Raw genomic sequence first — 13,298 nt, forward strand, 5'->3', positions numbered from 1 at the left:
ACCAGCTGTTGCGCTTCGTTCACCGTCACGTCGTCCAGCGTCACCGTGGTGGTGTCAGTGGTGTCGGTAATCGTCACCGTTGCGGTGTCAGTGGTGTCCAGCGCTTCGTAGTTGCCGCCACTGGTGGAAGCAATGCTGATCGGGAAGCTGTCAGCATCAAGGTAAACGTCTTCACCCTGGGCTGGCTGCGGCTCCGAACTGCCAGTCAACGCACCGTCGGCAAAATTGATCACCACGCCGTTGTTCAGCGTCACGCTGAAGGCACCTTGCGGGGCGTTGTCCACGCTCGCGGTGTAGACCAGCTGTTGCGCTTCGTTCACCGTCACGTCGTCCAGCGTCACCGTGGTGGTGTCGTTGTCGTCGACCACGGTCAACGACGGAACATCTCCGATGGTCAGTTCGTCGTACCCGCCACCAGAGGTATCGGCAACACTCAGCCCTATAGTTTCATCACCCTGAATGAAAAAATCATCCTCACGAGACTCGAAAGCGACTTGACCGGTGATTTCACCGACAGCAATCGTGATCTGCTGTCCATTCGAGAGAGTAATCTCCAACGGCGTGCCCGTTGGAGGGGTATCGACAGTGGCCACGATTAGGAAGTTCTCGTCCTCAACGATGGAGCTTCCACCAAGATTGACTGCTCCTTCCATTCCCAGTAGTTCGAAACTCACCAAGCCCATCACGGGCTCCTCAACAACCTCTTCCTCGGCCTGGGCGATGAACTCATCCTCGGGGAACTCGCCGCTGTCGAGGGCGCCCATGCCGAACTCGTAGCTAAGCGGGCTGAGCGGCTCGGCGATGCGTGCCAGCATCACGAAGCTGTGGCCACCTTCCGCGCCGCCACCGGGGCCGGCACCCGCGGCCGTGGGATCCAGCTCGGCGAGCAGGTCGCCCTCGCCTTCGTCGATGGCGGTGAGCAGGGCCTCGAGATCCTCATCCAGGGCGGTTGCCTCCTCTTCGGCCACCGCTTCCTCGCCACCGAGGTCCGGGGTCATGGCCACTTCCTGGCCGCCCTGAATCACGGTGGGATCGAGGTTGTCACCGAAGTCGAGTTCGACACTGGCGCCATCTGCGGTGACGAGAACCTCTCCCTCCTGCAGGGTGTCACCGATGCTCAGTTCGCGAAGATTGCCGTCGGCGTCGCGCGCCCAGGCCTGACCGGTGATGGCGGTAACGGTAGCGATGGTCATGGTGTGACTCCTGCAGGGTGTTCTGGCGATAACAGGCGTGCCGACGCACGCCCGCTCAATACATTGAAGCTAGGCAATAACCGTGGGGCGGGATATTGGACCGATGGACAGGTTAGGCAGGAATGCCTGATGTCTTGATCTACGTCAGGCAGCAAGCGCTATCGGTGCGATGCTATGGGGAAGCCCGCGTCGACGTAGGCTTGGAAGAGAAGCACCCGTCGGGTGACGGGCGCTCTGAGGCTGGATGGCTCAATCAATCTCGAGCTGTCCCTCCTCGATCAGGGATTGCAGGAACTGCAGAGACGAGAGGTCGCCCATTTCCACATTGCTGAGCAGGATCATCTGGTCGGCGCCGGAAAGGTCGCCATCGGCCAGACTGCCCTCGGTGCTGATGTAGAGCATGGTGCCGCTGTCGCTGGGCGCCGCCTGGATGAAGGACGAAAGATCCGCGCCGTCCGGCATGCCACTCAACATGTCGGAGATATCCAGCATGTCACCTTCGCCGACGGAGAAGTCCGTCACGGTATCCAGGGAAGGCGAATCGGCACTGCCTTCGTCGCCGAGGTTCCAGTCGAAGGTATCGGCACCGGGGCCACCGGTGAGCGTATCGTCTCCGCCGGTGCCGTAGAGGGTATCGCTTTCTACAGTACCGGTGATCTCGTAGCTTCCGGTGTCGGTGGTGTTGACCACCACCGAGAAGTCCGAGACGGCCTCGTCGCCATCGGCGTCTGTGCCCGTGAGCGCGAAGTCGAGCTGATAGTCATCCGGGTACTCGAGGATCGCGTAGCCAGCCGAGAGGCCCTCGATCTTCAGGCTGACCTTGTCGGCCGGCGCGAGCTCGATGAAGTCAACCGTCAGCGAAGGATCGGTCGATACCGTGATGCTGTAGTCGTCGCCGATGGCCTCGGAGTAGACCGTTTCACCGCCATCCCCGTCGTAGACGATGCGGAGCTCGACCATGTCCCCGGGCTTGGCGCCGGCAGTCTCCGCGATCTCGAAGGTCAGCTCGGAGAGGGTGACGTTGTCGAAGCCGGACACCGGCACCACGTCGAAGGTCAGGGTATCTCCCTTGTCGCCATGGACCACGTTATCGTTGACGCCCAGTTCGGTGGCGGAGATGGTCAGCGTGCCGTCGCCATCGTCGTTCGATCCGGTTACCACCACCTCGAAGTAGCCGCCGAAGAGGCTGGCGTCGAACACGTACTGGGGCAGGTTGCTCCCGCCTGTCACCCCGGCGAGAAGGCTCTCGACCGGCACCTCCAGCACCGGTGCCGGCTGGACCAGCTCGAAGGTATAGGTCCCGTCAGCACTCACTGCGAGGGTAAAGAAGGTGTCCTCACCCTCGTTGTAGACCCCGTTGAACACCTGGAGATCGGCCGTCGAACTCTCAGCGTCGTAGACCAGGGAATAGCCCTCCGCGGCATTCAACCACTGCAGCGATGCCTGATCGGCAAAGTCCTGAGTGTCCGCACCGGGAATAAGCTCGTAGGACCCCTCGTAGCTTCCTGCGATGTTGGCAATGGCCAGGTTACCGGCATCCAGGCTTGGTGCGTCATCGACGATGCGGATATCCAGCGAGGCCGTAGCGCTGCTGCCGTCGGCATCGACCAGGCCGACCGCGAAGCTGTCGAGGTACTCGGTGCCGGTGGCACCGCTGACCGTGTCGTTGTCGACGGTGGCGTCCAGAGTGTAGCTATAGCTCAGCGTGCCGCCGGCGGCGTCGCCGCTGAAGCCGGTGATCAGCAGGGTGCCATGGTCTGTGGTGATCGCAAGCGGGCTGTCGGCCGAAAGCGCCTGCAGCTCGGCCAGGGTCAGGCTCTGGCCGGCGATGGTCAGGCTGCCCAGCTCGTCCAGGGCGACGAAGCTGAAGGTGCCGCTCTGGGTCAGGGCGGTGGCGTCGGCGTCGGAGCCGGCCGGCAGGTTGGCTTCCAGCACGGTCTGCTCGGCGCTTCCGGCGCTGATCCCGGTGAGGAGCACGCCGTCGTCCTGGCCGGTGATGGTGACGGTCAGGGTTGCGGTACTGATGTCACCGTCGGCATCGGTCAGGGTGTAGGCGAAGGTCTCGGTGAGCGTCTCGCCTTCGCTCAGCCCCTGCACCGCAGCGCTGGTGGTGTCGAGCAGGTAGCTCCAGGTACCGTCGCCGTTGTCGGTGAAGGTGCCGTAGCTGGCCTGGGTGTCGTCGAAGGCCACGCTTTCGGGACGGTCGGCGCCCAGGGTGTCGTTGAGCAGCACGTCGCCGGTCAGCGCCGTGGTGGTGTCCTCGGCGACGAGGCCAGCATCCTCGACGGCGGTGGGACCATCGTCGGTGATGGTGATGGTCAGCGTCGCCGGGGCCGAGACGTCGCCATCATCGTCGGTGACGCGCACGGCGAAGGTCTCGGCGGGCAGCTGGTCGCTCGCACCGGTCTCGCCGGCGAGCGGATGCGCCAGGGGCTCGCTGAGGGTATAGGTCCAGCTGCCGTCCGGGTTGACGCTCAGCACGCCATAGTCGCCCTGCACAGCGGTGCCGGTCTCAGAGATGGCCACCCAGTTGCCGTCGGCGTCCTGCACCTCGATCAACGCCAGCTCATCGCCGCCGGTGTCGATCTGGAAGGCCCCGCCGGTGGTGGCCACACCCCCGCCGCTGCCCTCTGTCAGCGCCGACTCCCAGACGGTGTCGCCATCGCCATCCAGGTCCTCGGTGGCGACGCCGGGGGTCGAGTCCTCCTCGGCGGCCTGGGCCAGGAACTCATCCTCGGGGAACTCGACCTCCTCGAGCTGACCGAGGCCATAGGCGTAGCTGAGGGGCGTGAGCGGCTCAACGATCCGCGCCAGGCGCACGAAGCTGTGGCCGCCTTCCGCACTGCCTCCGGGGCCGGTGCCGGCGGCTGGGGCGTCGAGGTCCACCAGCAGGTCCCCCTCTCCCTCGTCGATGGCGGTCAGGAGTGTCTCGAGGTCCTCGTCCAGGGCGCTCGCCTCCTCCTCGGTGACCGGCGCCTCGGCATCCAGCTCCGGGGACATGGCGACTTCCTGCCCGCCCTGGATCACGGTGGGATCGGCGCCACCGCCAACGTCGAGTTCGACGCGGCCGCCCTCGGCGGTAACGAGCACCTCTCCCTCCTGCAGGGTGTCGCCGATGCGGAGTTCGCGAAGGTTGCCCGCGGCGTCACGTGCCCAGGCCTGACCGGAGATGGCGGTAACGGTGGCGATGATCATGGTGGTGTTTCCTGCTGCAAGGAGTGGCGGAAAGGGCCTGCCGACAAACGCCCGTTCGATACCGGAAACTTAGGCAATCCTCGGGCGCGGCAACATTGGACCGAAGGACATGGCATCCACAACCCTGACCGAGGTCAGGTTTCCGGAGGCTGGCCGTCAGCTGCCACGCCCCACCCCGAGGGCGGTCTCCGGAACGGACGTCAGCCGCAGCACCAGCTGCATGCGGTCACGCACGCCGAGCTTGCGGAACACCGCCCCCAGATGCGCCTTCACGGTGCGCTCGGTGATGTCGAGCCGACGCGCCACCTCCTTGTTGCTGTACCCCTCGACCACCGCCAGGGCCACGGCACGCTCGCGCTCGGTCAGCGGTGCCAGGGCCTCGTCGCGATCGCGCGGGCTGCCGCCCAGGGCATGGAAGACGCCCCCCACCACCCGCGCCATCAGCTCGGGCGGCACCCAGATCCCCTGGTTGAGGATCACCAGCCGGGCCTGGCGCAGCAGCTCCGGCGGCGAGAGGGCATGCACATAGGCCCGCGCGCCGCTCTCCAGCGCCTGGAAGGCCTCGGCGGTGGCCGGCGAGTAGGTCATCACGCCGACGGCGGCGCCGCGACGCTGAAGCTCGCCGACCTGTTCCGGCCACTCCGGCGCGTCCGCCATCACCCAGACACAGTCGCCACGCACCAGCCTGGCCTTGAGGTCCTCCGGGCGAATCAGGCGGGCGTCCGGGAAGGCTTCCTGCCAGCGTGGAATCTCGTCGTGCCCCTGACTGACGAAGTAGGTCGCCATCTATCGCTCTCCCATCGAGTTGCTCCACGCCCGCAGCACGGGCTTGAGCATGAACTGCATCACGGTACGCTTGCCAGTCATGATATCGACCTGGGCGGTCATGCCCGGGATCACCTCCATGTCGGGATGATCCGTCGCCTCCTCGGTCGAACGCACGCGCACCAGGTAGAAGGTATTGTCGTTGTCGTCGGTAATGGTATCGGCACTGATGTGCTCGAGTTCCGCCTCGAGCCCGCCGTAGATGGCGAAGTCGTAGGCGGTAAGCTTGATGGTGGCAGGCTGGCCGGGACGCAGGAAGGCGATGTCCTGGGGCGCGATGCGCGCCTCCACCAGCAGCTGGTCATCGGTCGGCACGATCTCCACCACCTCCTGACCGGGCTGCGCCACCCCGCCCAACGTATTGATGTTGAGGCGCTGCACCACGCCATCCACCGGCGAGCGAATCTCGGCCAGGCGCACGCGGTCCTGCAGCCCGGTGCCGGACTCCTGCAGCGCCGCGAGCTCGCCGAGGGTCTCGGTCAGCGACTCCCGCCAGCGGTTGCGCGTCTCCAGCTCCACCTCGCGCAGCTGCGCCTGGGCCTCCTCTATAGCCGCCTGCAGCCGCTCGACCTGGGCACTGGCCTGGGTGCGCTCGCCACTGGCCCGGGAGACCTCGCGCTGCAGCCTGAGCACCTCCACCTCGGAGACGGCCCCGGACTGCAACAACGGCCGGGTGAGGTTGAGCTCGCGGCTGGCCATGCCCAGCTGGCTGGCGGCGGTATCACGCCGCGACTGTGCCTCGCTCAGCTCCGCCTGGCGCTGGGCCAGGCGCTCCTCGAGGATGCGGCGCTCCTCCTCGAGTCGCTCCAGGTTGCTCTCGTAGAGGTCGCGCTCCTGGGCGACGATGTCCGGCGCCTTGCTCACCAGCTCCTCGGAGGGTGAGAAGGAGGTGTCGGTGACCAGGGCGCGCAGCCGCTCGGCACGGGCCTGCAGCGCCTCGGCCTGGGCGCGGTTCTCGCGGAAGTTGGCCAAGAAGCGCGTAGGGTCGATGCGCATCAGCACCTCGCCCTGCTCCACCCGCTCGCCCTCGCGTACCAGGATCTCCTGCACCACGCCGCCGTCGTAGGTCTGGACCCGCTGCAACTGGCTGGAGGGAATCACCCGGCCGGCGCCACGCGTGACCTCGTCGATGGGGGCGAAATAAGCCCACACCAGCAGCGCGACGATGGCCAGCAGCACGGTATAGAGGAACCAGCGCGCGCGGAGGGGATCCTGCTGCAGTCGCGCCCAGTCGGCATCGCTGGCCCAGTCGCGGTTGAGGTGGGCGGCGGTCACCCGCTTGGCAAAGAGGCGGTCCATGAAGGGGCGAAAGGGCCGGCCACCCACCTCGGAGAAGCGGCCGATCGCCTCGAAGCCACGCTGCTCGGCGGTGGCGCCCGGCTTCCTGCTAGCCATCAGCGCGCCCTCCCGATCTGTCCCTTGCGCAGCGCCTCGACCACCTTGTCGCGGGGGCCATCGGCCACCACGCGGCCGGCGTCGATGACGATGATGCGATCGACCAGCGACAGCAGCGAGGTGCGGTGGGTCACCACGATCATGGTCTTGGCCCGGGCGAAACTCTTGAGGTTGGCCTTGAAGGCCTCCTCGCTGGTGTGATCCATGGAGCTGGTGGGCTCGTCCAGCAGCAGGACCTGGGGGTCGTGCACCAGGGCCCTGGCCACCGCCACCGACTGTCGCTGCCCCCCGGAGAGCGCCTGGCCCCGCTCGCCCACCGGCAGGTCGACCCCCTGGGGATGGGTGTTGACCAGGTGCTCCAGGCCACTGAGCCGGATGGCCCGCAGCAGCGCCTCGTCATCCACCCCCTCGGCGCCGCCACCGGCGACGATGTTCTCGCGCAGAGTGCCGTAGAAGAGGCTGACGTCCTGGGGCACATAGCCGATCTGGCGACGCAGCTGGATGGGGTCGAACTGGCGCAGGTCCACGCCGTCGATCATCACCGCCCCGGCGGTGGGTTCATAGAGCCCCAGCACCAGCTTGTTGAGGGTGGTCTTGCCGCAACCGATGCGCCCCAGCAGCGCCACCTTCTCCCCCGCCTGAATGGTTAGCGAGACATCCCGCAGCGCCTCGTTCTCCTGCTCGGGGTAGCGCAGCGAGACCTTGTCGAAGCGGATCTCTCCGCGGATCACCGGCCGGCTGACGAACGCCTTGCCCTCGGGGCGCTCCACCGGGCGCTCCATCACGCCATTGAGCGACTGCAGGGCGGTGGAGGACTGGTGGTACTGGGCGAGCAGCGCCGCGGCCTGGCTGATCGGCGCCATGGCGCGGGAGGAGAGCAGGTAGGCGGCGATCAGACCGCCCTGGGTGAGGTTGCCCTCGATGATCTGGTAGACGCCGATGATGATCACGCACACGGCCACGCTGTGCTGGGCCCACAGCGCCACGCTGGAGACCGAGGAGCTGACCAGGCGCAGCTGGGCGGCGGTCCGCGAGAGGTAGGCCGAGGCCTTCTCCCAGATGCCTTGGATGCGGCTCTCGGCGCGCAGCGTCTTGACTGTCTCCAGCTGGGAGACCGACTCCACCAGGGTGGCGTTGCGCTGGGCGCTGACCCGCCAGGTGGTCTCGGAGAGCTCATGGAGCTTGCCCTGGGCGGCCAGGGCGTAGAGCAGCACGAAGACGATGCCCACCAGCACCGGGATCACCAGCGGCGGACCGATCAGGGCGATGATGCCGGCGAACATCAGCACGAAGGGCAGGTCCACCAGCGCCACCACCGTGGCCGAGCCGATGAAGGCGCGCACCGATTCGAAGGACTGCAGGGTGGCGGCGAAGGAGCCGGTGGAGGCCGGACGTGCCTCCATGCGTAGCCCCAGCACCCGCGCCATGATCGACGAGGAGAGCTTGACGTCGGCACGGCTCGCCGCCAGGTCGACGAAGGCGTTACGCATCAGCCGCAGCGCCAGGTCGAAGCAGAGCACCACGAAGATGCCGATGGCCAGCACCCATAGCGTCTCGGTGGCGTGGTTGGGCACCACCCGGTCGTAGACGTTGAGCACGAACAGCGGCATCGCCACCGCGAAGAGGTTGATCATCACCGAGCCGGCGATCACGTCCCGGTAGAGCTTGCGGTTCTCGCGGATCACGCCCCAGAACCAGTGGCGCGAGCGCTGCCGGTTGACCTCGGGGCCGCGGGCATCGAAGTGGAAGCGCGGGCGCACGTAGATCGCCTGGCCGCTGTAGCTGGCCTGCAGGCCATCCAGCGCCACCTCGCTCTCGGCATCGCCGAGCTCGGGGAAGATCACCCGTGCCTTGCGTGCCTTGAGGTCCAGACCCAGCAGCACGCAGGCGCGGCCCGGCTCCAGCAGCAGCACCACGGGAAAGAGCGCCGGGTTGAGCTGCACCAGGCGACTCTTGACCAACCGGGCCGAAAGGCCGGCACGGCTGGCGGCGCGGGGAAAGACGCCGGGCGTCAGGCGCCCCTGCTCGAGGGGCAGCCCGGCGGTCAGGGATTCGGCGGTGGTGGCCCGGTCATGGCAGCTGGCCACCGTCTGCAGGCACTCGAGCAGTTCATCCTGAACCGCGGAACGCGACGAACCTTCGGAGGACTCCAGCGGCTCTCTCTGCGTCACAGACACCTCTTGCGTCGAATGGCCCCATCGGCAGGATGTCGATGGGGCCAAGGTCTCGCTGGGGAGGCTCCTCCTCCCCGGCCATCAGGTCGCTCGCCTTGCTCAGCCGCGCGGGGACCCGCCGGTGCTCACCTGAGCATAACTGCCGGACTCGACGGCCACCAGGGCGTCGAGCTCGGCATAGAGGCCGCCGGCCACCGGGGCGAAGGCGTCGGCGTCGACGGTCGGGGCGCTGCGCACCTCACCCTTCGCCAGCGACTCGAGGGCGGCCGGGCGGAAGTCGGTCATATCGAGGTTCTCGCCCACCCGCTCCAGGGTCACCTCCACGCGACGGTTCTGCCGCCGCCCCTCCACGGTGGCGTTGGTGGCGACGGGCTCGCGGGAGCCGTAGCCGCGGGTCTGGACCATGCTACGGTCGACGCCCTGGCTGATCAGGTAGTTGGCCACGCTATCCGCGCGCCGCTGGGAGAGCGGGTCGTTGATGGCGTCGTTGCCGGTGGTATCGGCGTGGCCGGCGATGAAGACCCGCTCGAGGTTGTCCATGCCACGGATCTGGCGAGCCAGGTCGTCGAGCTCACCGCGCGCCTCGGGGGAGAGCTCGGCGCTGTTGATGGCGAACAGCGCATCGGCGGAGAGGGTCACGTCGGGGGCGCGCTCCGGGGGCTCACCGGTGAAGTCGGCCAGGGTGAAGCCCATGGGACCATCCGCCGGGCAGATGGTCTCGGGGTCCAGGGCGACGCCGTCGCTGCCCATCTCGGCCAGGGTCGGCATGTCATCGCGCATCACGCCCAGGGTCTGCATCAGCCGGCCCATGGCGGCCAGGGTGCGGGCATCGGCGATGGCCACGTCGTACTGGGCGTTGACGAAGGCACGGCTGGCCTCGAAGTACTCGTTCTCGCTGTCCAGCACGTCGAGCAGGGTGCGCTGGCCGATGTCGAACTGCTGCTGATAGGCGCCGCGCACGCGGTCGATGGACTGGCGGTGCTGGTTCAGGTATTGCAGCTGCTCGCGCAGGCGCTGGGTGTCGTTGTAGGCGATCTGGGTGGTCTGGCGCACGTCGACGCACGCCTTCTCGCGCAGGTTGATCGACTGCTCGACCCGGTTGCTGGCGGCCCGGAAGGAGGCCAGGTCGCTGCCGCCGCGATAGAGGTTCATGCTCGCCACCAGCTCGATGGACTGGCGTTCGCGATCGCCCAAGCCGTCGAAACCGCTGTCGTTTCGATACTCACCGGCGCGACCCAGCAGGTCGAGGCGCGGGTGGAAGGCGGCCTTGGTGCCCTCGCGCTCGGCCCGACTGGCCTCGATGTTCTCGATGGCGGCGTGGAACTCCGGGTTGCCCTGGAAGGCCAGGTCCAGGGCGGCGGCCACGTTGGGCGGCAGGTTATCGTCGAGAGTCGGGGCCGGCGCCAGCTGGGCGGCCGGCAGCTCGCCGACGATGCGCTGGTAGCGGGCGGTGACGTCGTGGAGGTTGGAGGCCTCGGTCATCAGGTTGGACTCGGCCAGCGCCAGACGGCCGCTGATCTGTTCGAGGTCCACGCCACGCCCGGCGCCGGAGCGCACGCGGTCCTCGATCTGGTTGAACACCTCGAGGTGGTCGCTGTAGTTCTGCTGGGCCAGGCGCACCAGCTCGCGGTAGCGCTGCACGTCCAGATAGGCGCGAGCCGCCTCCAGGGAGACGTTCTCGCTGGCGCCGATCAGCTCGTAGTAGCGCACCAGCTTGGCGCGGTCGAGGCGCTCCACCTCGCTGGCGGTGGCGAAGCCGTCGTAGATCATCTGGCTCAGGGTGATCTCGGCAAAGCGGGTCTCGTAGCTACCACTATGGGGTTGGTTGAAAGTCCCCACCTCACCCTCGCGATACTCGCGGCCGATACCGGCGTTGACGTCGACGCTGGGCAGGTAGTTGCCGAAGGCCACGTCCACATCGTCCTCGGCGGCACGCAGGCCGTTCCAGGCGGCGTGCACCTCAGGATTGGTGGCGAGGGCCTGACGCACCACCTCGGTCAGCTCCGCCGAGCCTGGTGCATAGAGCCCCTGGGGCAGGTTCTGGGCGACCGCCGCGGCGATCGGCATCAGGGTCAGGGCGGCACCCAGGCCGGCGGCACCGGCCAGACGACGTGTGGAGGTTGCGGTTGTGCGCTTCATGACGGTTCCCTTGCGATGATGGGTCACTGCCCCCGCAGACGGTGAGCAGGACGCGGCTTGCTGTTGTCGGGCCTCAGCGATCGCGTGTCCCGCGCGACCCACTGGCGCTTCCCTTCCCGTTCGAGGTTCCCCTGCAGCGGTCTACGTCATCCACGCCCACGTCACCTGCCGAGAAGGGTGAGTCGGCGGTCGGCAGTGGCTAATCCCGGATGACCAGATCCCTCACCCCGGCGCCATGACGTATTTGTAACTTAGCGTAACTCAGGGTGTGGCGTTGTCCAGCACAATCGCGCCCCTTCCGTTAGGAGATTGCACTTTCCTGATGTAGGACAAGGCTTACATGGCGGGCCCGGGCCTCACCTCGCCCCGGCAAACGTGCTATCGTCTCGACCATCGACACGGCCGGTGATCACAAGGAGAACGCCATGTCCTCTTCCGAAATCCAGAAGACTCGCGTCATCAACGAGTTGCGAGGCTTCATCAAGAAGCTGCTGCAGGACCCGAAGATCCTCGAGCAGTCCCTCGAGGTCGCACGCCGCCACCTGCCGGAGGGCAGCTCCTCCGCGGTCATGGCACGCATCGCCAACGAGATCTCCGACACCACCAGCGTGCATATCCCGGAGGATCCCGCCGAGCACTCCGAGGCCGACAAGCTGTTCCTGGAGCTGCTGCGCGAGGTGGTCAACGAGGAGCAGGCGCTCTACTGACGCTCCTCCACCCCTGATACCTCAACGCCCGGCCCCGGCCGGGCGTCGTCGTGTGTGCGCAAGCCGGCTCTGGTACAATGACAAGCCATTGTTTTGACTAGAGTTATACAAACTCTCGCCTCATGTACTATCTGCTCAAGCTGTTCCCCGAGATCACCATCAAGTCGCGCTCCGTGCGCCGTCACATGACCCGCTGCCTGACCGCCAACGTGCGCAACACCCTGAAGCCGCTGGATGCGCGCATCGGGGTGCGCGAGGCATGGGACCTGCTCAGGGTCACCCTGCCCGAGCCGGCCGCCCCTGGCCTCGCCGAGGAGGTGGAGGCACGCCTGTCTCGCCTCCCCGGCATTCAGGAGGTGCAGGAGGTGCGCGAGGTGGACTTCTCTACCCTCGAGGAGATCGCCGAGTCGGTGGTGCCGCGCTGGCGGGAGCGGATCGCCGGGCGTCGCTTCCGGGTGTCGGCAAAGCGCCGCGGCAGTCACGCCTTCACTTCCGCCGACATGGAGCGCCACCTAGGGGCGGCGCTGCTGGCGGCGGCACCCGACGCCCGGGTCGACCTGAACCGCCCCGAGGTGGACGTGACCGTGGAGGTGGCCGAGGGCCGCCTGCGCCTGATCGACCGCCGCCTGCCCGGCCTGGGCGGCTATCCGCTGGGCCTCCAGGGGCAGGCCATGGCGCTGATCTCCGGCGGCTACGACTCCCCGGTGGCGGCCTGGCGCATGATCCGCCGCGGCATCAAGACGCACTTCCTGTTCTTCAACCTCGGCGGCCCCGAGCACGAGCGCGGCGTACGCGAGGTGACCCATCACCTGTGGCAGCGTTACAGCCTCTCGCACCGGGTCAACTTCATCTCGGTCCCCTTCGAGCCGGTGGTCGGCGAGATCCTGCGCCAGGTGCCCGACGGCATGATGGGTGTGGTGCTCAAGCGCATGATGGTGCGCGCCGCCTCGCGCATCGCGCGTCGCCACCGGGTGCCGGCGCTGGTCACCGGCGATGCCATCGCCCAGGTCTCGAGCCAGACGCTGACCAACCTTGCGCTGATCGATGACGCCAGCGAGCTGCCGCTGCTGCGCCCGCTGCTGACCGAGGACAAGCAGGCGATCATCGCCCAGGCGCGCGAGATCGACACCGCCCGCTTCGCCGAGAGCATGCCGGAGTACTGCGGCGTGATCTCGCGGCGCCCCAACACCCGCGCCCGCCGCGACCAGGTCGCCGAGGCGGAGGCCGGCTTCGACTTCACCGTGCTGGATGCCGCCATCGAGGCCGCCGAGGTCACCCGCAGCGACCGGCTCGCCGACCCCGAGCCAGCCCCTCGACCGGACGCGGCACTGGCCGAGGCAGGCGCCGGCGACGCGGTCAGCGTGATCGACATCAGGGCACCGGCGGAGCGCGAGGCGGCGCCGCTCCGGCTCGCCGCCGGACGCTGCCTCGAGATCCCCTTCTACGAGCTCCAGCAGCGGGCACCCGAGTTGCCCGACGACCGCCGCTACTTCCTCTACTGCGACCAGGGGGTGATGAGCCGCATGCAGGCACTCCACCTGCACGACCGTGGCCTGACCCACTTCGGCGTCTACCAGGCGTCCTGAGCCCGTTGAATTCCCCGCCGCAACGGGGGCGTATGCGTCTACGCTAGAGGGAAAGCTACCTTTCGTTACAGAAGGGTCACCTCG

General features: G+C 67.4%; 8 protein-coding genes. 2 read left to right on the forward strand and 6 right to left on the reverse strand.

Annotated features, from left to right (window positions below):
• The 6 genes from BLP95_RS16180 to BLP95_RS16205 form a co-directional block, all read right to left on the reverse strand.
• Nucleotides 1-1,193: retention module-containing protein (locus tag BLP95_RS16180; protein WP_143004442.1), on the reverse strand; the 1,193-nt coding region annotated here is incomplete at its 3' end.
• Nucleotides 1,194-1,442: 249 nt separating this feature from the next.
• Entirely contained in the window at nt 1,443-4,388 is a 2,946-nt protein-coding gene (locus BLP95_RS16185; protein ID WP_089681122.1) for a retention module-containing protein, read from the reverse strand.
• A 156-nt stretch (nt 4,389-4,544) separates the two neighbouring features.
• Complete coding sequence (locus BLP95_RS16190) at nt 4,545-5,174, reverse strand: helix-turn-helix transcriptional regulator (protein ID WP_089681125.1); 630 nt, start codon at nt 5,172-5,174, stop codon at nt 4,545-4,547.
• Nucleotides 5,175-6,608, reverse strand: a complete 1,434-nt coding sequence (locus BLP95_RS16195; RefSeq protein ID WP_089681128.1) for an HlyD family type I secretion periplasmic adaptor subunit — start codon at nt 6,606-6,608, stop codon at nt 5,175-5,177.
• Nucleotides 6,608-8,779 carry a type I secretion system permease/ATPase gene (locus tag BLP95_RS16200; protein ID WP_089681130.1) on the reverse strand — a complete coding sequence of 724 codons (2,172 nt, stop codon included), beginning with the start codon at nt 8,777-8,779 and terminating at the stop codon, nt 6,608-6,610. The genes BLP95_RS16195 and BLP95_RS16200 overlap by 1 nt, the downstream gene beginning before the upstream one ends.
• Nucleotides 8,780-8,881: 102 nt before the next feature.
• Nucleotides 8,882-10,921, reverse strand: a complete 2,040-nt coding sequence (locus BLP95_RS16205) for a TolC family outer membrane protein (RefSeq protein WP_089681131.1) — start codon at nt 10,919-10,921, stop codon at nt 8,882-8,884.
• A 425-nt stretch (nt 10,922-11,346) separates the two neighbouring features.
• Between BLP95_RS16205 and BLP95_RS16210 the strand changes: the two genes are divergently transcribed.
• Both BLP95_RS16210 and thiI read left to right on the forward strand, forming a co-directional pair.
• Nucleotides 11,347-11,628: a hypothetical protein gene (locus BLP95_RS16210; RefSeq protein WP_023005105.1), complete on the forward strand. Its 282-nt coding sequence runs from the start codon at nt 11,347-11,349 to the stop codon at nt 11,626-11,628.
• 122 nt (nt 11,629-11,750) lie between these two features.
• Nucleotides 11,751-13,214: a tRNA uracil 4-sulfurtransferase ThiI gene (gene thiI / locus BLP95_RS16215; RefSeq protein WP_089681133.1), complete on the forward strand. Its 1,464-nt coding sequence runs from the start codon at nt 11,751-11,753 to the stop codon at nt 13,212-13,214.
• Nucleotides 13,215-13,298: the final 84 nt, after the last annotated feature.

The sequence above is a fragment of the Halomonas shengliensis genome, from assembly GCF_900104135.1.
Lineage (GTDB): Bacteria > Pseudomonadota > Gammaproteobacteria > Pseudomonadales > Halomonadaceae > Halomonas > Halomonas shengliensis.

What these genes read in the sequence shown, in the direction of transcription:
- BLP95_RS16195 (WP_089681128.1), bottom strand. Translation starts at nt 6,608, where the DNA reads ATGGCTAGCAGGAAGCCGGGCGCCACCGCCGAGCAGCGTGGCTTCGAG.
- BLP95_RS16205 (WP_089681131.1), bottom strand. Translation starts at nt 10,921, where the DNA reads ATGAAGCGCACAACCGCAACCTCCACACGTCGTCTGGCCGGTGCCGCC.
- BLP95_RS16190 (WP_089681125.1), bottom strand. Translation starts at nt 5,174, where the DNA reads ATGGCGACCTACTTCGTCAGTCAGGGGCACGACGAGATTCCACGCTGG.
- BLP95_RS16185 (WP_089681122.1), bottom strand. Translation starts at nt 4,388, where the DNA reads ATGATCATCGCCACCGTTACCGCCATCTCCGGTCAGGCCTGGGCACGT.
- BLP95_RS16210 (WP_023005105.1), top strand. Translation starts at nt 11,347, where the DNA reads ATGTCCTCTTCCGAAATCCAGAAGACTCGCGTCATCAACGAGTTGCGA.
- thiI (WP_089681133.1), top strand. Translation starts at nt 11,751, where the DNA reads ATGTACTATCTGCTCAAGCTGTTCCCCGAGATCACCATCAAGTCGCGC.